Raw genomic sequence first — 21,096 nt, forward strand, 5'->3', positions numbered from 1 at the left:
TATTAAACCCGGGATTTATACCAATTAAACTAAATACTACATTAGTATAAAAATTACTTTGAATTTTTAAATGTAGTTAATCTTTTAAAATTTTCAAGATAAATCAAAAAATATTTTCGCTCCAATTGATAAGGTTTTTTGCTTTTATAAATTTTGACTAAATGTTTGAGGTTTGCCCATTTCATCCAAGGTTTTTGAGCTCCAACAAAATGAATAACATTAATATCTTTCAAGCCAGCTTTAAAATTATCTGAAGTACGATAACCATGCTGGCCAATATATACATCAAGGTCTGTAAAAAAAATATTGTACCCCTCGTCAAGATGAAGGTCTTTACGATCAGGCCAATCAGCGTAATAAGCATTTATCACGTCTTGGTCGCCTATTTTATTACCACCCAACGCTTGAACTTCTATTACAGCACGACTGGATAAATTGCCAATTTTTTGTGCAAGATTTTCTTCAGGCTCTATAACCATCAATCCCGAATTTAGCCGCGTCCAATCGGGGTGTTCTAACTGACCTGCTGCAACAGCAGAAAGATGGGGTTTTTCAAATAACACATCTATGTTTTTGAGAACAATCATGTCGCTGTCAAGATAAACAAGTTTTGAAAATTTTGTCAGTCCAAAAAGATGAATCTTGTCAAATGTATTTCCCCAGTGACCCGATTCTTCCTTGAAAGTTGCAGGAATTTCAATAGGCATGGGAAGTCTCAAAACATCCATTCCCCTGCCCTCCAACTTGTCAATAATATCTTGAGAAATATTCCATGAAACAGCAACCCAAAATGGATAGTGACTTTGGGTTTTCCTCAAAGAATCATGTAAAACGATCACACCTGGTAAATAACTTGGTGTACTCAATAGAGTTATATAGGCTTTCATCATCGATATGGTGCACGCTAATTAAAAAAATTAACGTTATAAAATGCAACAGCAAGCAACACAAGAAAGTTGAAATTCCCATAAAATTTATTCTTGCCTAATAAGATCAGGCAAGAATTATCAAAATTTTATTATGGGAGAATGTATATTCGTATCACAATACAATTTAAAAACTGGCGAGAACACTAAAGTTTATACCGTGGCTTTTATAATCAGCACCAGATTCGTTAGATTTTCGTCGATCAGAAAATACTGATGTTGTCAACTTTAAAGAACGAATTACATTCCATTCAAAGCCCAAGACACTCAGATTAGTCGTATCGCGTCGATCAGTTGATACAAATCCAGTTAACGGACCTCTATAATTTCTGACACCATGGTCATAGCGAAACTTAAGAGAAGTTTTTTCTGTAGGCTTCCAGGTTGGTGCTATAAAAAATCGATTGCCCTGATAATAACTTATGTTATTTGTTTGATAATCACCCAAGTCTCTTGCAATTCCGCCATTAATACTGGTTTTTCCAGTTGGCTTCCAAGTGGCCTCAAGTTGTCCGATAAATCCAGAAAAGTCTCTTACTTCAAGCCCTTCATGTTTTCGATCAAAATATGATAGACGTGATTGAATCGTAGTTTTTCCAGTGATAGGCCATAGGAGCTTGAATTCATGCTCGCGATCTTTGAAATCACTTGCAAACACAGAAGAAAGAATCCGATTTGGGTATTCACCGCTTCCTTGCTTGAGCCGGTATGCCAATGAGCTATCCGATGCAAAAACATATCGTGCGCCAGCTTCGACTCCTCGTATTTTTGAATCACCTTCAAATGTGAGAGGCTGACTGTTTGAACTGCTTCTCTCGAATACACCCCCGACAATGCGCCATGGACCATCTACAGCATATTCAGCGTCCAATAAAGTCAATCTATCCGTGCGTCGGTTAAGTTGATCTTGATTTTGATTCTGATTTAGGAAATTCGCTGTGTTATCAGTATATTCCTGACGATCTGTTGTGAAATTTCCGTAGAACGATGGCGTAAGACTCCAGCGCCATGCTGCCGCGTAGTTAACAGCGGTGAAGTCAAGTGTCGAAAAATTTTTATATGTATACCGATTCGCATTAACATCCAACTCGAAACGCTGCAGTCCGTAACTCTTGTCAATCTTCGCACCTAAGGTGGTAACACCAAAGTGGTCTGAACGAGGACCTGACACTGCATCCGACAACCGGAATATATTGCTGTCATATTGCCACGTTTGACCCACTCTGAACTGAAGCGTATCAAGTTCATCTGCATGCACGTTTAAAGAAATCACCCCAGCCAAGGCCAAATTCATCACTAGCAATTTACGAAGCAACATTGTGGAAATCCTTTTTCAAAAATTAAGCAACTTCAAAAAGCCAAATGCGATCTAAATATTACATTATTGTAATATTTTCAATTATATAATATATTTTAGCTGTTTTGCAATAGTTCTTTTGCCCCATTGATAAATTTTAATACGCTGCGCTATCTTTAAATACCAAACGAACAGTCTTCACTACAATGAACAGGTCAAGCAGCAAGGACCAATTTCTTAAATAATCGAGATCGTAATCGATCCGTGCCTGCATTTTATCCAATGTATCGGTTTCTCCACGGTAACCATTTACCTGAGCCCAACCAGTGATTCCTGGCTTGACTTTATGCCGCACCATATATCCCTTTATCAAAGTTCTGTACATTTCGTTATGTGCTACTGCGTGTGGTCGCGGACCCACAATACTCATTCGACCTTGCAACACGTTAAAAAATTGAGGCAGTTCGTCCAACGACGTTTTTCTAAGAAGCGCCCCGAATTTAGTAATCCTTTGATCATTTTTTTTCGCTTGTTGAATGATTCCACCATCCTCAACCACCGCCATCGACCGAAATTTGTAAACCAGTATCTGTTCGCCATCAAGCCCATAGCGACGCTGCTTGAATATAGCGGGTCCTGACGATCCCATTTTGACCATGATGGCAATAAAAACCATGATGGGCGAAACAAGGAGAAGAATTATCAGAGAAAGCAAAATGTCGCTTGTACGTTTCAATATCCCATTAAAACCTCTAAAGGGTGTGTCACACACTGAAATCACATTCACACCACAGACAGATCCGCTTCTTCCTTGAATCAAGTCAGTTATAAACATGTCTGGTACAAAGTAGATAGACGCAGTGGTGTCCTTGAGATCGTCAAGGATTTGCAGAACACGGGGACGGGCAATCATTGGCAAGGATAGATATATGTTTTGAATTCTGTGCTTCTTTACATAACCGGCAAGATCATCTATCTTTCCCAAAAGCTTGTATTTGTCCTGTTGGTGACGTCGCACTTCGCTGCGATCATCGAAAAATCCCCGCAGCTCCATTCCTGAATACGCTGCATCCCCAATGTTTTCAGCCAGCGATACACCTTGGTTATTCATGCCCACAATAACGACCCGTTGTGCAGGTCCTTGCATTTTCAATAATTTTGTGCTTGCTGCTCCCAAGGTCAGGTTTCCAACAATCTGGGCGATTGGAACAATCCACAACCAATTAATTATTAAAAATGTCGGGAATCTATAGATATAATCGGTTGCAAATCCGACGAGAATCAAGATTCCGGCTATCCATAACCAGTTAAGCAGTATATTAAAAATTAAACGCTCTACAGAAAGCCGTAACCGTGCAGCGCCTGGGAATGTCAGAGAAAAAACAACTACTGAAAGAATTAGATACGGCGGATTGATTGCACCTTCGAAATTAAATGCCAAAATCCAGAGTGATGAAATTAAAATAATTGGATCAAGAATACTTTCGACTATTCTAAAAAAATAGCTTCGCCCCAGACTTGATCGTGAATCCAGATTGTTTTTCCATACAGCTGCCGACTTTTCCCTGGTAATTTCAACCATTGAATGTCACCCCGTTTATTTTTGAAACAGCTTGCGCACGGTTAAATACATTCAATTTCTGGAAAATTCTTTGCATATGATTTTTTACAGTAAATCCACTAATATTCAATATAGTACCTATTTCGGAATTTGTTTTTCCCATGGCAACCCAATCCATGATCTGGATTTCGCGATCACTCAAACCAAAGACTTCGTCTTGTCCCGCACGTAGTGATTTCGAAAACGGTTTTTGCTGTTGTGGAAGTTGAGAGATCTGACGCAATGCGCTGTCAATTACGGGCATCAGCACCTTCATGGCGGTGCTGGTTGGCTCTGGTGAAATTTTCTGGCTGCTTAAAAGTACATATAGGCACTCACACTGCCCACGCTCATCGCGCATACCGTGAATCATTCCTGATCGCATGCTGCGTAACGCACTGCTGAAAGATCCAGGCAAACTGGCATTACCCAACAGATATTCGAAATTGCGAAAGTCAAGTGAGCTTGGTTGGCGGCCTCCAAAAACCCAACTTTCGTGAAATTTTCCCATTAGGAAAGGAAGGCCATCCGTACCCACGGCGTAAGACCGCACACCTGGCAACTTGGACACAATGTCGTGTCGGATGGACCCTTCCTGAAAGTTTCCCCATCCTGCCAGCAGGATTTCGTGCGGCATGCACTGTTGCACATCGCCCTGCAACCAATGAAGCAAGTCGATATGACGCCGGATAGCAGTTGCACTTTCAATCAGCCTGAGATAGTGGCTGGAATTACCAGACACGGGCACCGTATGACTTTGCATTTTTTTATTCTCCCTGAATACGTTTTGTCGTTTGCGCTACCGATTGCATCGATGGAATGCGAAGCCTAAAGCTACTTTATATCAAGCGTTCACGCAGGATGTACAACAATTTACAAGTCATCAAGCATGCTGTGAAAAATTCAGGAAGCTTCTCCGTCATTGTCCGCGTTGCTTGTCATCCAAAATCTGCAGATGGATCCAAGCAACCCGTAAAAACATCCCTATTCAGAGCATGAACGACCTGCCAAGCCCTGAAATTATCTGATTTTTAAGCGAAAACCCGCGCACGTTCGACCGCTGTCAGCAGCAATAATCAAAATGTTTACGGCGCTTTGCCCTAATCCATAATTTTTATCGCAATTACTTTCCGGAGACAGCATGAAGCTTTCGAAACTTCTCATTTGCCTGAGCCTGGGCCTGGGATTCATGGCTTCGGCCACTGCACAGACCACCATGCGGATCAGCATCTCAACAGCTCAGAACTCACACCAAGGTGTGGCGATAGACACTTTTGCCAAGGAGGTTGAAAAGCGCACGGCAGGAAGATATAAGGTTCAGACCTTCTACAACGGTGCTTTGGGCGGCGAGCGGGAGTCGATTGAAGCGGTACAGCTGGGGACGCAGGCATTGGCATTCTCGTCGTCGGGCCCCATTCCCAACTTTGTTCCTGAAACCAAAATCCTGGATGTACCGTTTCTCTTCCGGGACAAGGCCCATGCACGTGCCGTGCTCGACGGACCAATTGGCCAGGACTTGCTGACCAAATTCGATGCCAAAGGCTTCAAGGCACTCGCCTGGGCCGAAAACGGCTTTCGCCACATGACCAACAGCAAGCGCGACGTCAAGACACCTGAAGATCTCAAAGGTTTGAAAATGCGCACCATGGAAAACCCGGTGCATATTGCTGCCTACAAGGGCTTTGGCATCATTCCCACACCTATGGCCTTTCCCGAAGTGTTCACTGCACTTCAGCAGGGCACCGTAGATGGACAGGAAAATCCTCTGTCGGTCATCATTTCAGCCAAGTTTGATCAGGTGCAAAAGCACTTGACCTTGACGGGCCACGTTTATTCGCCTTGCATCTTCGTGATGAACAAGGCGCAGTTCGACGAACTCAGCGCAGCCGACAAGCAAGCCTTTCTTGATGCCGCCAAAGAAGGAACCAAGGCCAATCGCGCCCGGGTGGACGAAGACGATGCCAAGGGCGTAGCCGACCTGCGCGCCAAGGGAGTGACCGTGATTGACACGATTGACAAGGCCAAGTTCGTGGCCGCACTGGCACCGGTGAACGCCGAGTTCGAAAAGCAATTCGGCAAGGTTGCGCTCGACAAAATTCGAAACTACAAATAAGCCAATATCTTTTTTGCTACGTTTTCGGTAGCTTGATATGCCCGTAGCTATTGCGCTAACGGGCGTTTTCTTTAAATATCGGTGTCATTTCATGAAACACGCCTTTTTAACCGTCGAACGCTGGACGACCGGATTTTCCATGCTGGTGGCATGCCTGATGCTGGTCATTGCCTCGTCGCTGGGAATGTTCCAGATCGTGACCCGTTTTGTATTGGAGCAACCCGCAGAATGGAGCGAAATCCTGATCAGGCTGAGTCTGATCTGGATGGTTTTCATGGGTATCCCGGCGGCTTTTCGCCAAGGGGCGATGGTCAGTGTCGATGTGCTTTATCGCTGGAGCCCACCCCGGATCAAGCGTGTGCTCGACTGGGCGGTCTGCCTTGCGGCGCTGGCCCTGATCGGTGTCATCATCTGGTGGGGCTGGGACTATTCGCTGCGCGGTCGCGTTCAGTCGATGGCCGGGCTTGAATCCATTTCAATGTTCTGGGGATATGTGGCCATGCCGGTTGGCGGGCTCTTTTGCGTGATGGGAATCATTGGCAACCTGATCGATCCACAACGCCAAGAACTGGAAACAGCCCAATGACCGCCGTCATGCTGACGACCATGGTGCTGTGCTTTGCATTGACCATTTCCGTTGCCGTTTCCATCGGACTTGCGTCGGTTCTGGGCATTCAGGCGACCAATGCCAACATGCTGATTTCGGTCAAGGAAATGTTTTCTGCAATCAACAAATTTCCGTTGGCTGCCATTCCCTTCTTCATCCTGGCAGGCAATCTGATGGAAACCGGCGGCATTTCGCGCCGGCTGGTGGAGTTTGCAAAAAGCATCGTGGGCGGCGTACAGGGCGGCCTGCCGATGACCTGCGTGCTCACCTGCATGATTTTTGCAGCGGTTTCAGGCTCGTCGGTGGCAACCACCTTTGCCGTTGGCGCCATTTTGATTCCGGCACTGGTGAAGCATGGCTATCCGACAACCTATGCCGCAGCCCTGCAGGCGACCAGTGCCGAGTTGGGTGTCATCATTCCACCGTCGATTCCGCTGATCCTGTATGGCGTGAGCGCCGAGGTCTCGATTGGCGAACTTTTCGTCGCTGGCATAGGGCCGGGCATCTTCATCAGCTTGTCGCTGATGATTTTTGTCTACGTGTATTGCCGCTTCAAAGGCTGGGGCAAGAACGACGGCGACGGGCGACTCGGTTTTTTCAAGGCAAGCTGGCAGGCTGGCTGGGCGTTGCTGATGCCGGTCATCATCCTGGGCGGTATTTACGGTGGCATTTTCACGCCAACCGAAGCAGCAGCCGTCGCGGTGTTTTATGCACTGGTGGTGGGCGTGGTGATTTACCGGGAAATCAGCCTGGCCAGTTTGATCGTGGTGCTGCGCAAGTCGGTGTTGTCCAGCGCCGTGATCATGTTCATCATTGCCAACGCCGGGCTGTTTGCCTTTCTGATCACACGTGCTGGTGTGCCTGACGCGATTGGCCACTGGCTCGAGGCTGTGCTGCAGTCACCCGCGCTGTTTCTGCTCGGGGTGAATGTTGCGCTGTTTTTCATTGGCATGTTCATTGAAACCAGCGCCGCAATCATTGTGCTGGCGCCGATTTTGGCACCTGTGGCCATGCACTTCGGCATCGACCCGGTGCATTTCGGCATGGTCATGGTGGTCAATCTGGCGCTGGGCATGATCACCCCGCCCTTTGGCGTGAACCTGTTTGCCGCCTGCACGGTGGCAAAGGTCTCCCTGGACCGCATCATCCGTCACCTGATTCCTTTCGTGCTGGTGATTCTGGCGTGCCTGCTGGTGATCACCTACGTGCCGCAGTTGTCGCTGGGTTTGCGTGACCTGTTGTACGCGAAATAGAAGCCTGGGAAAGCCCCGAAAAGCCTGAAGGAGCGCGCAAGAGAGCGGCTTTGCTCGGCTACACTTGGCAGCGTCAGGAGAGAGTTTTCCCAGAGAAAACCGCCGAAGGCGCATGCGCCACCCCCAATGGTGGACTGAACGCTCAGGCAAAAGGACTGGCAACCGCCCCTAGGCGCATCAACTGCCAAGGGGCGTTCCCAACTGGAGAGAGACCGCTTTGAAGGCGGTCCACCGAAGGAGCAACCCTGCATCGCCAGGCGAATCTCTCAGGTAAAGTGGACAGAAGGGGCAGCCCGTGGCGTTTGGCCACGGAATCATGTTTGCCCCTTTGGAGAACGCCATGTCCCACGACCCGTCTGCCGCCCCTGCCCCTTTGCTCAGCACACCGCTGCATGACCTGCATAGGGAACTTGGCGCCCGCATGGTGCCGTTTGCCGGTTATTCCATGCCGGTGCAATACCCGGCCGGCCTGATGGCCGAACACCTGCAAACCCGCAGCAGCGCCGGTCTGTTTGACGTGTCGCACATGGGGCAGTTGCGGCTCGTTGGCCCGGATGCCGCCGCCGCACTGGAAAGCCTGATGCCGGTCGATGTGATCGACCTGCCTGCGGGCAAACAGCGCTACGGCCTGCTGCTCAATGAAGAAGGCGGCATCATCGACGACCTGATGTTCTTCAACCGCGACTACGCGAATGGCGGCGATATCTTCGTCATCGTCAATGGCGCGTGCAAGACCGGCGACATCGCCCATATCCAGGAAAAAATTGGCAGCCGCTGCGAAGTCATCCCCATGCCCGAGATGGCCTTGCTGGCGTTGCAAGGCCCGCTGGCCGTGAACGCTCTGCAACGCCTGTCGCCGGGCGTTGAAAAGCTGGTGTTCATGACCGGCGGTGAGTTCACCGTGGCGGGCTGCGACTGCTTCATCACCCGCAGCGGCTACACCGGGGAAGACGGTTTCGAGATTTCAGTGCCCGCCGCGCAGGCCGACACCCTGGCTCGAACCCTGCTGGCCCAGCCAGAAGTCAAGCCTGTTGGCCTGGGCGCGCGCAATTCACTTCGTTTAGAGGCCGGCCTGTGCCTGTATGGCAGCGACATCGACACCACGACCACGCCGGTCGAAGCCAGCCTGAACTGGGCGATTCAAAAAGTTCGCCGTACCGGCGGCGCTCGTGCCGGAGGCTTTCCGGGCGCAGACAAAATCCTGGCGCAGCTGGCCGAACCGGCCAGTTTGAGCCGTAAACGAGTTGCCTTGATGGCCAGTACGCGCGTTCCGGTCCGCGAACCCGCCATGCTGGAAAACATGGACGGCCAGGCAATCGGCCAAGTCACCAGCGGCCTGCTCAGCCCCACGCTGAACCAGCCGATTGCGCTGGCCTATGTGCATCCTGACTATGCGGTGGTTGGCACCGAGTTGTTTGCCATGGTGCGCGGCAAACCCGTGCCCATGCACGTGTCGACCACGCCCTTTGTTCCCACACGCTACCACCGTGGCTGATTCATCTATCTCTTTCGTTCACTTCCCTTTTTCATACAAACTCCCGGAGAAACCGCATGACCGTCAAGTACACCGAAGACCACGAATGGCTCAAGATTGAAGACGACATGGCCACTGTCGGCATCACCGTGCATGCGCAAGACGCACTAGGCGATGTGGTGTTTGTCGAGCTGCCGGAAGTCGGCACGACATTTGCCCAAAAAGACACCGCTGGCGTGGTCGAGTCAGTCAAGGCGGCAGCGGATGTCTACATGCCGGTCAGCGGCGAAGTCGTTGAAGTGAACGAAGCACTGCGTGATGACCCGTCACTGGCCAATTCCGACCCGCTGGGCGCCGGCTGGTTCTTCAAGGTCAAGCTCTCCGACCCGTCGCAGCTCGACGCGCTGATGGATGAAACCAGCTACACCGCCTTTTCTGCCGCCTGAATTTTTCATCAAGACTGATACGGAATCCTGACATGCTGATGCCATCCGCCACGCCGCTGGGCGCGCTTGAAAACCCTGCCGAATTCATTGCCCGGCACATCGGCATTGATGAAACGGATGAAGTCCACATGCTCGGCGTTGTCGGCTCTGATTCGCTCCGGGCGCTGATTGACGGCATCGTGCCGCGCTCGATTGCCCGAAGCAGCGCCATGGCGATTCCGCCGCCGGTGTCTGAAGCGGCCGCGCTCAAGCAGCTCAAGGCCATGGCCGCCAAGAACAAGGTATTCAAGAGCTTCATCGGCCAGGGTTATTACGGCACCTACACGCCGGGCGTGATCCTGCGTAACGTGCTGGAAAACCCCGCCTGGTACACCGCCTACACGCCCTACCAGGCCGAGATTTCGCAGGGCCGCATGGAAGCGCTGATCAACTTCCAGACCATGGTCTGCGACCTGACCGGCATGCCGATGGCCAATGCGTCGATGCTCGACGAAGCCACTGCCGCCGCCGAAGCCATGACGCTGGCCAAGCGCAGCGTGAAGAGCAAAAGCAATGTGTTCATCGTGGCTGGCGACTGCCATCCGCAAACCATCGAAGTGATCCAGACACGCGCCCGACCGCTGGGCATCGAGGTCAAGGTCAGCACCCTTTCACGCACTGTGCCGCAGTTGATGGCAGAGGGCAATTACTTCGGCGTACTGGCCCAGTACCCGGCCACCAGCGGCGCCATTCATGACCTTCGGCCGCTGGCGGGACAAGCGCATGCCGATGGCGCAGCCTTGTGCGTCGCAGCCGATTTGCTGGCGCTGACGCTGCTCACACCACCGGGCGAATGGGATGCAGACATCGTGCTGGGCAGCACCCAGCGCTTTGGCATGCCAATGGGCAACGGTGGCCCGCATGCTGCTTATCTGGCGTGTCGGGATGAATTCAAACGCTCGTTGCCGGGCCGCCTGGTCGGTGTCAGCATCGATACCCATGGTCATCCGACCTACCGGCTGGCGCTGCAAACCCGCGAACAGCACATCCGCCGTGAAAAGGCCACGTCCAATATCTGCACGGCACAGGTGCTGCCAGCGGTCATAGCCAGCATGTACGCCGTCTACCACGGCCCTCAGGGCTTGAAGCGCATTGCCGAACGTGTGGCCACTTACACCGCCATTTTTGTGAATGGATTGCGCCAGATGGGTTTTGACATCACCAACAAAGGCGCCTTTGACTCGGTCACCGTCAAAACCGGTGATGCTACTAATTCAATAGCTAAGCGTGCAAGCCAGTCGTGCGCAAACCTTAGATTTCGCTTGAAAAATCACTTGGGTGTGTCGCTGGACGAAACCACCAGCCGCAGCGACATTGAACTGCTCTGGTCTTTCTTCGCCCAGCCCGGCCAGACTGTGCCGGTGGTGAGCAGTTTCGAGCAAGGCATCGAATCCCTGATTCCAGCTGCGCTGCGCCGCACCAGCGAATTTTTGACGCATCCGGTGTTCAACACCCACCACAGCGAAACCAGCATGCTGCGCTACATCCGCAAGCTCAGCGACAAGGACCTGGCGCTGGACCGCAGCATGATCCCGCTGGGCAGCTGCACCATGAAGCTGAACGCCACCAGCGAGATGATTCCCATCACCTGGCCGGAATTCGCCAACATCCATCCATTTGCGCCGCATGACCAGTTGCTGGGCTATGCCGAACTCGACCAGCAGTTGCGTGACTGGCTGTGCGAGGCCACGGGGTATGCCGGCATCAGCCTGCAGCCAAACGCCGGCTCGCAGGGTGAATACGCCGGCCTGCTGGTCATCAAGGCTTATCTTGAGGCGAATGGCCAGGGCCACCGCAATATCTGCCTGATTCCCTCGTCAGCCCACGGCACCAACCCGGCCAGCGCCCAGATGGCCGGCATGACCGTGGTGGTCACGGCCTGTGATGCACAGGGCAATGTCGACATGGCCGACCTGAAGGCCAAGTGCGAAAAGCACAGCGAGAAATTGGCTTGCGTGATGATCACCTACCCCAGCACCCACGGTGTGTTCGAGACGCATGTCAAGGAGCTTTGCCAGCTGGTGCATTCGCACGGCGGCCGGGTCTATGTCGATGGCGCCAACATGAATGCGCTCGTCGGCACCGCCGCACCGGGTGAGTTCGGCGGCGACGTCAGCCACCTCAATTTGCACAAGACCTTCTGCATTCCGCATGGCGGAGGCGGCCCCGGCGTCGGCCCGGTCTGCGTTGTGGCGGACCTGGTGCCCTACCTGCCCGGCCATGCAACGGCTGGCATGCCCGTGAACGGCGTGGGTGCGATTTCAGCTGCCCCGCTGGGCAATGCAGCGGTGCTGCCAATCAGCTGGATGTACTGCCGCATGATGGGGCCCGAAGGCTTGAAGCGCGCGACCGAAGTGGCAATTTTGAGCGCCAACTACATCAGCGCCCGCCTGCAAGACCATTATCCGACGCTGTATGCCAGCGAGAACAAACATGTTGCGCACGAATGCATCCTGGACCTGCGTCCGCTGAAGGAAACCAGCGGCGTGACCGCCGAAGATGTGTCCAAGCGGCTGATGGACTACGGCTTTCATGCGCCAACGCTCAGCTTCCCGGTGCCCGGCACGCTGATGGTTGAACCCACCGAAAGCGAGTCCCTGGCCGAACTGGACCGCTTCATCAATGCCATGGTTGCTATCCGCGAAGAAATCCGCCAAGTCGAAAACGGTCACTGGCCACAAGACAACAACCCGCTGAAACATGCACCGCACACCGCCGCCAGCCTGCTGGGCGCGGACTGGGACCGGCCCTATTCACGCGAAACCGGTGCCTTTCCGCTGGCCAGCCTGAAAGCGGTGAAATACTGGCCACCGGTGGGCCGTGTGGACAACGTCTACGGCGACCGCAATTTGTCCTGCAGCTGCATTCCGATTGCAGATTACGCTTGACGCGCACTGCACACTGCCTGAACGCCTTAACGCCTTAACGCCTCAACTCCTCCTTCTCTCTTTGAGAGAAGTTTGGGGTAAGGACCTGTAGTGACGGCAGCGCTAAACCCCATTTCAATCCCTCCATCATTCACAGGAAAACCATGAAATCAAACTTCTCCCTGCTCGCCCTCGCCGCTTTTGCGACCAGCGCCTTCGCCGTGGCGCCGCCTGAAACCCTGCCATCGGGTGTAAAGATCGTCCACACGGTAGACGGCACAGGCGCGCAGCCCAAGGCATCGGACACCGTCAAGGTGCATTACCGCGGCACGCTGGCCGACGGCAAGGAATTTGACAGCTCCATCAAACGCGGCCAGCCGGCCTCGTTCCCGTTGAACCGTGTGGTGCCATGCTGGACCGAAGGCATGCAAAAGATCAAGGTTGGCGGCAAGGCGACGTTAACCTGCCCACCGGCCACGGCCTATGGTGATCGCGGCGCCGGCGGCGCGGTGCCACCCAACGCCACACTGACGTTTGAAGTCGAGTTACTGGCGATTGAAAAGTAAGCTGCGTTTGGCTTACAAGGCTGCATTCAATGCGGCAAGGAGCGCGGCGTCAAATGCTTCTGTCCGCTCGAACTGCACCCAGTGGCCGGCTTCTTCGATGAGGGTGAAGGCTTTGAAACGGGGTGCTTGCCGCATAGCCGTCTCCACCGCCGCCAGTTGCCCCTTGAACAACGCGTCTTCACGGCCGTAGATGGCATGCAGCGGGCACTTTAGCAGCGGCAGCGTGCAGGCCAATACATCGGTGCGCGACAGGTTGCGACCCTGCATGCGGTCGCGCAAGACGTTGGCTACATGCAGGCGCAGCGCCAGATCGCTGATCGACGTCGGGTGGTGCAGCATCAACGCAGCCAGGTTGCCACGGTGAATGGCGTCACGCTGGCCGGCGTCCTTGAAATGGCGCCAGGCCCGCAAATGAAACGGCGTGTCGGGCGCAATGCCCAAGCCGGGCGCGCCGACCAGCACCAGACGCGCCACACGTGCCGAATACTGCGCCGCCAGAAAACCGGCGACCATGCCGCCAAATGAAAATCCGACCAGGTCGCAGGCTGCATCGCCCAACAGGCTTTGCAGCCCCTGCTCGACAAGACCGGGAAGCGCATCGGCGTCGGTTCCGTGCAGGGGCGCAGACGAATCGCCAAAACCCGGCAGATCGGGCACCAGCACCCAGCGGCCCGAATCGACGAGTGCGTCAATATTGCGCAGCCAGTGCATCCAGCTGCCACTGCCGCCGTGCAGCAACACCAGCGGTGCCAGGGCCGGATGGCGCGTCGCCTTGCCCCAGTGGTGCCAGACCATGGCGCCCGTCTCACAAGGGGTTTCGGAACAGGTGGCGGTTCTCAGGAGCGCTTGCGCTTGCAGCGGCAATTCAACGGAAGATTCAAAAGTCATCGCCTGTTTATACCCTTGCGCCGCAACGCGGCGGCGTCAATCGAACAGCCGGTCAAAACCACCATCAGGCTCAAAACGCTTGTTAAGGGCTTGGTAATACAGCCGCGTTGGTCCCGGCATGGCCAGATCGCGGACCGAGTGGCGAACATCGCCGGGATAACAAATCACCCGGTTCCCCTCCAGATCGAACGGCTCGGGCTGGATTAATGGGGGCAGGCGGCTGCGGGCTTGCGCCATCACGCTGTCCACGCTGGTGTGGCGCGCCAGATGGGCGAGACTCATGATCTGCGGCGGCGCCAGCGCGATCAGGCCGGCCCAGTACTGTTCCAGCGCCGTGCGCGGCGCAAGCCAGATGCTGTCGGTGGTTTCATGGTTGTCGTGAATCGCCACCTGCCCGGTGGGCACGGCAGACACAAAAAACCGGGTGTCAAAGCGCTTGTTCGTGACCGACGGCGCTGTCGGCGTGACCCAGCGCGCCCAGGGCACCAGGCTTCGGGTCTGCAGGCGCAGCGCCATTTGCGCCAGCACATCGTTGAACCCATGGCCTTCGCGCAGCAGTGCCGCTGCCCGGGAGCAGTCAACGCCCTCGCATGCAATGCCTTGCGCCATCAAGATGCCCGACTCCTCAAACGCTTCCCGCAGGGCCGCCACATACAACCCACCCGCCGTGCGTTCGCTGATGTCGGCTTCGTTCAGGCCGGCATGCAGTACCTGCAAAGGCTGGTCCAGATGCGCATCCATGTCCAGTTCGGCATCAAGCGCATCCACCTTGCCGCCCGGAAATACATAGGCGCCGCCCAGCACATCGGACAAGGTGTGGCGTTTCATCAGGAACACCTCCAGCCCCGCCGGCGCATCGCGCAGCATGACCACCGTGGCCGCCGGGCGCAAGGGCGTGGTGACAATTTCCAGATTCAATTCCATCGTCTGCTTTCAGGGGAAACGCCGCGCGGACCAGTCCGTACAGCCAGACAGCAGAGGCTATCAGAGTCTCTGCACTCGAGACGTTTCGAGCGTGACAGGAACGACGCGGCAACCACATTCCAAGGATTCCAATCAGGTATAAAAAATCATCAAATCCTGCTCTGGCGCAATCAGAATATGCATAAGCAGCTATTAATTCAGGAGCGATCAAGACGGGTAATGCACAAGCAGAAGTTGGCAGTCATACAGAATGCATTTCAGGCGCCTGTCTGCGAACTTTGGTTGCGTTCTATCAGGTCGAATAAACCTTGATCACACAGCACAAGTTTGCCGTGTCAATGCCTGAATGCCAGTGCTGTCCTCAGTTGGCAACCGCCGCCCCAACCAAGCCGCCAAGAGCCTTGCTCAGGTTCTCGACCACAGGGCACTGCGCCACGCCATGGCGCTGGGCAATGAATGCGGGATCGTTGTACCCGACCCAGACCTGAGCGGCGGCATCTTCCCACACCAATGCCTTGAGCGGCAGATCAATGCCAACCGTCTGCGCGCACTCCATAAACGGGGTGCCTCCCTGCGCGTTGCCGAAGATGAGCACTTCGGTGGGGCGCAGGGTTTTTTCTACCTTCTTAGCGCCAGCCGCGTGATCGATACGCGCGAAGACGGTCAGGCCGCGTTGCTTCACGACTTGTTCAAGCCTGTCCATGGTGACTTTGGCATCATGGGGACTTTTGACGGCCACCAGTCCATCGGCAGCATTGGCGGCGCCAAGGGTTGCAAACAAAACAAGGGCAACAAAGGTTCGCAAGAGATTCATGGCTGTGTTTTCCTGAGTGGTGTTGGCGCAGCTTTATTTGCCACGATAAGAATGAGACCCGCCGCGCACTGAGAAGTTCGCTGCGGGTGATTTGACTCCACACCTCAACATATCCTGCCGAACCGGAGAGTTCGCTTTCAATCTTTGAATTTTTCAAACTGGCTTGATGAAAAAATGCTACCTCATCGACCGTAAGTTTCAGCGATGACGCGTTGCAGTCACTGTTGCGTTGCCCCACATTTCGAGTCTTTGCGGCTCAGTCCCGAACCCAGCAGCTTTCGCTGGTGGGTTTTCAGTTTTTCACACCCGGCTTGGCCAGGTTGGGCAATAAAGGATGCAAAACAAAATACTTGCTGCTCAACGCCGCAGCAGGATGACGGCCAGCACAAACGCAGCCATCCACACCGTTTCGATCAACAGCAGCGCAAACGGCTTCCAGCCGGCACGCGCCAGTTGCATGAAGGATGTTTTCACGCCCAGCGCGGCAATCGCCACCACAAGGCAGGCGCGCGACACATCGTTCAGTCCGGTCTGCACGATGGCAGGCACGCCGCCCAGGGAATTGAGCACCACCAGCGCGACAAAAACCCACAGGAACCACGGCACCAGCGGCTGCTTCTTGGCCTCGTTGCCTTCGGCCATCAGTTCGCGCTGCTTCTTGAACACACTGGAGACGATAACCACCACGACGGCCAGCATCGACACGCGAAACAGCTTGACGATGGTGGCGTAATCGGCAGTTTCCGGATTCACCATGTAGCCTGCGCCCACCACCTGCGCCACATCATGAATCGTGCCGCCCAGGAAAAGGCCGGCCAGCTCGGGCGGCAGTCCCAGTGCCTTGACGATCAGCGGATAGGCCACCATGGCCACCGTGGACAGCACGGTCACGGTGACCACCACCATCAGTGTGGAACGGTCACTGTCCTTGTCACGCGGCAGCACCGCCGAAATCGCCAGCGCGGCCGAAGCGCCGCAAATGGCGACTGCGCCGCCTGACAGCACGCCTTGGGCGCGCGTCATGCCAAAGTGCTTGCCCAGAAACGTACCGCACAGCAGCGTCGATACCACCGCAATTACCACGATGGCCGCCGTTTCCCAGCCCAATCCGGCGATTTGCGAAGCGGTGATGCGCGCCCCCAGCAGGCCCACGCCGAGTCGCAACACGCCACGCGCGCAAAACTCGATACCCGGCCGGGTCTTGGTTTCCTGGCTGAGGTAATGAAACGCAATGCCGAAAAACAGCGCGTACAGGAATTGCGGGCCGCCGTGCAGTATTGACACTGTGGTGGCGGCCATGGCAATCACAGCCGACAGACCGACGCCTGGCAGCAGGTAGGGCACTTTGCGCAAACCGGAAGGCGGGCCAGCGGCCAGCGGGTCGTTGCTGGCGCTCATGCCACACGCTCTTTGGAGTTGGCGGGCGGGCACATCAACACGGCCAGCGCGCAGGAGGCGATGCGGCTGGAGATCGAGTCGGAACGGCTGGTCAGCACGATGGGCACGCGCATGCCAAGCACCAGCCCGGCACATTCGGCGCCCGCCAGGTAAACCAGCAGCTTGTAGGCCACGTTACCGGTTTCCAGGCCAGGCATCAGCAGCACGTCGGGTCGGCCGGACACGGCGGAAACAATGCCCTTGTTACGCGCCGAAACAGCCGAGATGGCGTTGTCAAGCGCCAGTGGGCCGTCTAGCACGCCGCCCGTGATCTGGCCGCGCTCGGCCATCTTGCACAGTGCGGCAGCATCCAGCGTGCCGGGAATGGCGAGGTTGACGGTTTCCACCGCCGACAGGATGGCCACATGCGGCAGCTTGATGCCAATGGCGCGTGCCAAATCAATCGCGTTTTGCGCAACGTCGCGCTTTTCTGCCAGCGTGGGCGCAATGTTGACGACGCAATCGGTCATCAGCAGCGGCCGCTCATAGCCGGGAACGTCCATGACGAACACATGGCTGGCGCGGCGCGCGGTGCGCAGTCCGGCATCACGTGAAACAGCGGCGGCCAGCAGATCGTCGCTGTGCAGGCTTCCCTTCATCAACACAGCGGCCTGGCTTTCACCGCACAATGCGGCAGCCTTGGCGGCGGTGATGCGGGGATTGTCGGGCGTGTCGTGTAACTCGATATTCGAAAGGTCCAGGCCTTCGGCTTCAGCCAAGGCCTGGATGCGGGCGGTAGGTCCGACCAGGATGGGGGTGATCAGACCGGCTTGGCACGCCTGGACAGCGGCGCTCAGAGAAGAAGCATCGCACGGGTAGGCCACAGCAACGCGGACCGGGCCGCGCGCCTTGGCCATCTGCACCAATGCGTGCAGATGCGGGTGGGTGGCGTCGCCCGATGACGACACGCTGTCAGCGCGGGGGGCAAGCTCGGAAAGAGTCATGGTTCAGAGTCTCCACACAAGATAAACAAAAACGCGCCGCATGGCCTGAATGGACCATGCGGCGCGCTGGAAGACTTACTTAGACGTAGTCCTTGTATTTCTCAAGCAGGCGCACTGGCTTGGCCAGGGCGTCGCGGCGGAACGGGTCGCCCAGTTCACGGGTGCACATGATCTCGATGACGCAGGTCTTGCCTTCGTTCATCTGCATGTCGATGGCCTTCTTGAGTGCCGGACCAACGTCTTCCAGCTTGTCCACGATGATGGCTTCGGCGCCCATGGCCTTGGCCATGCCGGCCCAGCTTTCGCTTTCAAGCTCGCCCGCCACAAAGCGGCGGTTGTAGAAGTCAACCTGGTTCTTCTTCTCGGCGCCCCATTGGCGGTTGTGGAAGACCACGGCAGTGACCGGGATGTCATGTCGCACGGCGGTCATGATCTCGACCATGCTCATGGCCCATGCGCCGTCGCCAGCGTAGGCAATGGCCGGACGTTCAGGCGCGGCCAGCTTGGCACCAATCATGGTGGGCAATGCGTAACCGCAGTTGCCAAAGCTCATCGGCGCAAAGAAACTGCGTGGCTCTTCAAAGCGCAGGTAGCTGTTGGCGACCGAGTTGATGTTGCCGATGTCGGTAGACACCATGGCGCGCGGTGGCATGGCCTTTTCGAGTTCGCGCAGAACCTGACGGGGGTGCAGGTAATCACCGCCGTTAAAGGTTTTTTCCTTGGCATTCTCTTCGATCATGTCCAGGCTGTAAGCATCTTTTTCGTGCGTCCATTCGTCCAGTTCCTTTTCCCAGGCGTCTTTTTCGGACTTGATGGTGGCGGCACGTTCGGCCTTGTTGGAATCGCAGGCCAGGGTCTTGCCCGTCAGGCGCTTGGTCAGCTCGGCGGCAGTGGCCTTGGCATCGCCACAGATACCGACGGTGATTTTCTTCACCAGACCGAGGTTGGTGTGATCGGCTTCGACCTGGATGATCTTGGCGTTCTTTGGCCAGTAGTCCATGCCGTGTTGCGGCAAAGTGCCGAACGGGCCCATGCGCGAACCCAGCGCGATCACCACGTCAGCCTGGGCGATCAGCTTCATGGCGGCTTTGGAGCCCTGGTAGCCCAATGGGCCGGCCCACAGCGGGTGGCTTGAAGGAAATGAGTCGTTACGCAGATAACCGTTCACAACGGGCGCGCCCAAGCGCTCGGCGAGGGCCTTGCACTCTTCCACCGCATTGCCCATCACCACGCCGCCGCCGGACAAGATAACCGGAAATTTGGCCGTGGCCAGCAGTTCGGCAGCTGCACTCAGCGACGCTTCGCCACCCGCGCCACGGTCGACGCGCATGGGCTTTGGGATCTCGCACTCGATTTCGCCGTAAAAGTAGTCACGCGGAATGTTCAGTTGCGTCGGGCCGTTGTCGGACATGGCGCGGTCAAAGCAGCGTGCCGTGTATTCAGCCATGCGCTTGGGGTGTGTGACATGTCCTTGGTACTTGGTGAACTCCTCGAACATGGGCAACTGGTTGGCTTCCTGAAAGCCGCCCAGGCCGATGCCGGTAGTGCCGGTCTCTGGCGTGATGATCACGACCGGGCTGTGGGCCCAGTAGGCGGCGGCAATGGCGGTCACGCAGTTGCTGATGCCAGGGCCGTTCTGGCCGATGGTCACGCCGTGGCGGCCCGACACGCGGGCATAGCCGTCAGCCATGTGGGCAGCGCCCTGCTCATGCACTACAGGAATCAGGCGGATGCCGGCAGGTGCGAAGATGTCCATTGCGTCCATGAAGGCCGAGCCCATGATGCCGAACATCTCGGTCACGCCATTGGCAACCAGGGTTTCGACAAAGGCTTCCGACGGGGTCATCTTCTGGATGCCGGTGACGGCAGAATTGGCAGGCTTGTTCTGGCTCATGAAAGTCTCCTACGGTTAGGTTTACATCTGATTAATCAAAAAATCGATACGTTTAATTCCATTTATCCGGAATTGAACTGAATGGTATGAAATTTTTTTATAAACGTCAACAAAATTCAAAAAATAGAATATTTCATCTCATTTTTTGTAATTCCACTATCATCGATGCATGGAAATCGTGAAAACCCTCAAGCCAGACCCCGTGGAAATCAACGGCGACACGCCAACGATGCGATTGTTTTCGTTGCTGGAAGCCATTGCGACCAAGGACCAGTTGTTTTCGCTGCAAACGTTGACAGATGAAACGCAAATTCCAAAACCAACGCTTCATCGCATGCTCCAGCAACTGGAAACTGCAGGACTGCTGGAACGCAGCGCCGACGGACGCCATTACGGCACCGGCACGCGCCTGCGCCGGCTGGCCGAAAACCTGTTGTTGAACGATATCCTGCATGGCGCGCGCCATGCAGTGCTGCGTCACCTGGTCGATGAGATCGGTGAAAGCTGCAACCTGACGGCACTGACCGGCAGCGAGGTGATTTATCTGGATCGCGTCGAGACAGCAGCGCCGCTGCGCTTTTATCTGCATCCGGGATCGCGCGTGCCAGCACACTGTTCGGCCAGCGGCAAGGTGTTCTTGTCTGAAATGACGCCTTCGCAGCGTCAGCGGCTGCTGGCCCATTCGCCGCTGGAGGCATACACCCCCAAAACGCTGACGAACATGGAGCAGCTCGAGCAGGAGTTCAAGCAGATCAAGCGCCAGGGTTTCGCGCTGGACAACGAGGAATTTCTGCCGGGCCTGCTGTGCGTGGCCGTGCTGGTGCCCAACGCCAGCGGCCGTTCGAACCTGTGCGTGGCGGCGCAGGCGCCCATCATGCGGCTGACGCTTGAGAAAGCACTGCAACTGCTGCCGGCACTCCAGCGCGCTGCCGAAGCGCTCAGCCGGATTGAAGCCAACGCCGCGCCAGCCCTGCCCGCCAGCGTGAGCGCGTGACCCCGTTTTCAAA

At 55.3% G+C, this 21,096-nt stretch carries 18 protein-coding genes and 2 riboswitches; of the genes, 8 read left to right on the top strand and 10 right to left on the bottom strand.

The features are described from left to right. Positions 1-53: 53 nt before the first annotated feature. The 4 genes from IWX87_RS10655 to epsA form a co-directional block, all read right to left on the bottom strand. On the bottom strand, positions 54-866 hold the full coding sequence (locus IWX87_RS10655; RefSeq protein WP_196863504.1) for a glycosyltransferase: 813 nt from the start codon (positions 864-866) through the stop codon (positions 54-56). Between the two features lie 187 nt (positions 867-1,053). Continuing rightward, complete coding sequence (epsL, locus tag IWX87_RS10660) at positions 1,054-2,244, bottom strand: XrtB/PEP-CTERM-associated polysaccharide biosynthesis outer membrane protein EpsL (protein WP_196863505.1); 1,191 nt, start codon at positions 2,242-2,244, stop codon at positions 1,054-1,056. A 136-nt stretch (positions 2,245-2,380) separates the two neighbouring features. After that, positions 2,381-3,805 carry an undecaprenyl-phosphate glucose phosphotransferase gene (locus tag IWX87_RS10665; protein ID WP_196863506.1) on the bottom strand — a complete coding sequence of 475 codons (1,425 nt, stop codon included), beginning with the start codon at positions 3,803-3,805 and terminating at the stop codon, positions 2,381-2,383. Continuing rightward, a complete protein-coding gene (epsA, locus tag IWX87_RS10670; protein WP_196863507.1) occupies positions 3,798-4,586 on the bottom strand; it encodes an XrtB/PEP-CTERM-associated transcriptional regulator EpsA in 789 nt (262 codons plus the stop codon). Before epsA ends, IWX87_RS10665 begins: the two co-directional genes overlap by 8 nt. Positions 4,587-4,964: 378 nt before the next feature. On the opposite strand from epsA, the gene IWX87_RS10675 reads away from it, so the two are divergent. From IWX87_RS10675 to IWX87_RS10705, 7 genes are all read left to right on the top strand, one after another. Next, positions 4,965-5,936, top strand: a complete 972-nt coding sequence (locus IWX87_RS10675; protein ID WP_196863508.1) for a TRAP transporter substrate-binding protein — start codon at positions 4,965-4,967, stop codon at positions 5,934-5,936. Positions 5,937-6,027: 91 nt separating this feature from the next. Continuing rightward, positions 6,028-6,522 (top strand): TRAP transporter small permease, encoded by a 495-nt coding sequence (locus IWX87_RS10680; RefSeq protein WP_196863509.1) that lies wholly within the window; start codon positions 6,028-6,030, stop codon positions 6,520-6,522. Continuing rightward, positions 6,519-7,796 (top strand): TRAP transporter large permease, encoded by a 1,278-nt coding sequence (locus IWX87_RS10685; RefSeq protein ID WP_196863510.1) that lies wholly within the window; start codon positions 6,519-6,521, stop codon positions 7,794-7,796. The genes IWX87_RS10680 and IWX87_RS10685 overlap by 4 nt, the downstream gene beginning before the upstream one ends. Before the next feature lie 64 nt (positions 7,797-7,860). After that, positions 7,861-7,964, top strand: a riboswitch (glycine riboswitch). Positions 7,965-7,987: 23 nt separating this feature from the next. Continuing rightward, a riboswitch (glycine riboswitch) is annotated at positions 7,988-8,089 on the top strand. Between the two features lie 47 nt (positions 8,090-8,136). After that, complete coding sequence (gene gcvT, locus IWX87_RS10690; RefSeq protein WP_196863511.1) at positions 8,137-9,291, top strand: glycine cleavage system aminomethyltransferase GcvT; 1,155 nt, start codon at positions 8,137-8,139, stop codon at positions 9,289-9,291. A 56-nt stretch (positions 9,292-9,347) separates the two neighbouring features. Next, complete coding sequence (gcvH, locus tag IWX87_RS10695; protein ID WP_196863512.1) at positions 9,348-9,716, top strand: glycine cleavage system protein GcvH; 369 nt, start codon at positions 9,348-9,350, stop codon at positions 9,714-9,716. Positions 9,717-9,748: 32 nt separating this feature from the next. Continuing rightward, positions 9,749-12,643, top strand: a complete 2,895-nt coding sequence (gene gcvP / locus IWX87_RS10700) for an aminomethyl-transferring glycine dehydrogenase (RefSeq protein WP_196863513.1) — start codon at positions 9,749-9,751, stop codon at positions 12,641-12,643. Between the two features lie 143 nt (positions 12,644-12,786). After that, positions 12,787-13,188, top strand: coding sequence for an FKBP-type peptidyl-prolyl cis-trans isomerase (locus tag IWX87_RS10705; protein WP_196863514.1), 402 nt, complete (start codon positions 12,787-12,789; stop codon positions 13,186-13,188). Between the two features lie 12 nt (positions 13,189-13,200). Here the strand turns inward: IWX87_RS10705 and IWX87_RS10710 are convergent, their stop codons facing one another. From IWX87_RS10710 to xsc, 6 genes are all read right to left on the bottom strand, one after another. Continuing rightward, positions 13,201-14,076: an alpha/beta fold hydrolase gene (locus IWX87_RS10710; protein ID WP_196863515.1), complete on the bottom strand. Its 876-nt coding sequence runs from the start codon at positions 14,074-14,076 to the stop codon at positions 13,201-13,203. A 36-nt stretch (positions 14,077-14,112) separates the two neighbouring features. Next, positions 14,113-15,000: an NUDIX hydrolase gene (locus IWX87_RS10715; protein ID WP_196863516.1), complete on the bottom strand. Its 888-nt coding sequence runs from the start codon at positions 14,998-15,000 to the stop codon at positions 14,113-14,115. Positions 15,001-15,361: 361 nt separating this feature from the next. Next, entirely contained in the window at positions 15,362-15,814 is a 453-nt protein-coding gene (locus tag IWX87_RS10720; protein WP_196863517.1) for a DUF302 domain-containing protein, read from the bottom strand. Positions 15,815-16,171: 357 nt separating this feature from the next. Further along, positions 16,172-17,212, bottom strand: coding sequence for a YeiH family protein (locus IWX87_RS10725; protein WP_196863518.1), 1,041 nt, complete (start codon positions 17,210-17,212; stop codon positions 16,172-16,174). Next, on the bottom strand, positions 17,209-18,195 hold the full coding sequence (locus IWX87_RS10730; protein WP_196863519.1) for a bifunctional enoyl-CoA hydratase/phosphate acetyltransferase: 987 nt from the start codon (positions 18,193-18,195) through the stop codon (positions 17,209-17,211). Before IWX87_RS10730 ends, IWX87_RS10725 begins: the two co-directional genes overlap by 4 nt. 79 nt (positions 18,196-18,274) lie before the next feature. Further along, on the bottom strand, positions 18,275-20,089 hold the full coding sequence (gene xsc, locus IWX87_RS10735) for a sulfoacetaldehyde acetyltransferase (RefSeq protein ID WP_196863520.1): 1,815 nt from the start codon (positions 20,087-20,089) through the stop codon (positions 18,275-18,277). A gap of 169 nt (positions 20,090-20,258) precedes the next feature. Between xsc and IWX87_RS10740 the strand changes: the two genes are divergently transcribed. Continuing rightward, a complete protein-coding gene (locus tag IWX87_RS10740; protein ID WP_196863521.1) occupies positions 20,259-21,083 on the top strand; it encodes an IclR family transcriptional regulator in 825 nt (274 codons plus the stop codon). Positions 21,084-21,096 lie beyond the last annotated feature (13 nt).

This window comes from Polaromonas sp. CG_9.7 (assembly GCF_015752205.1).
Lineage (GTDB): Bacteria > Pseudomonadota > Gammaproteobacteria > Burkholderiales > Burkholderiaceae_C > Polaromonas.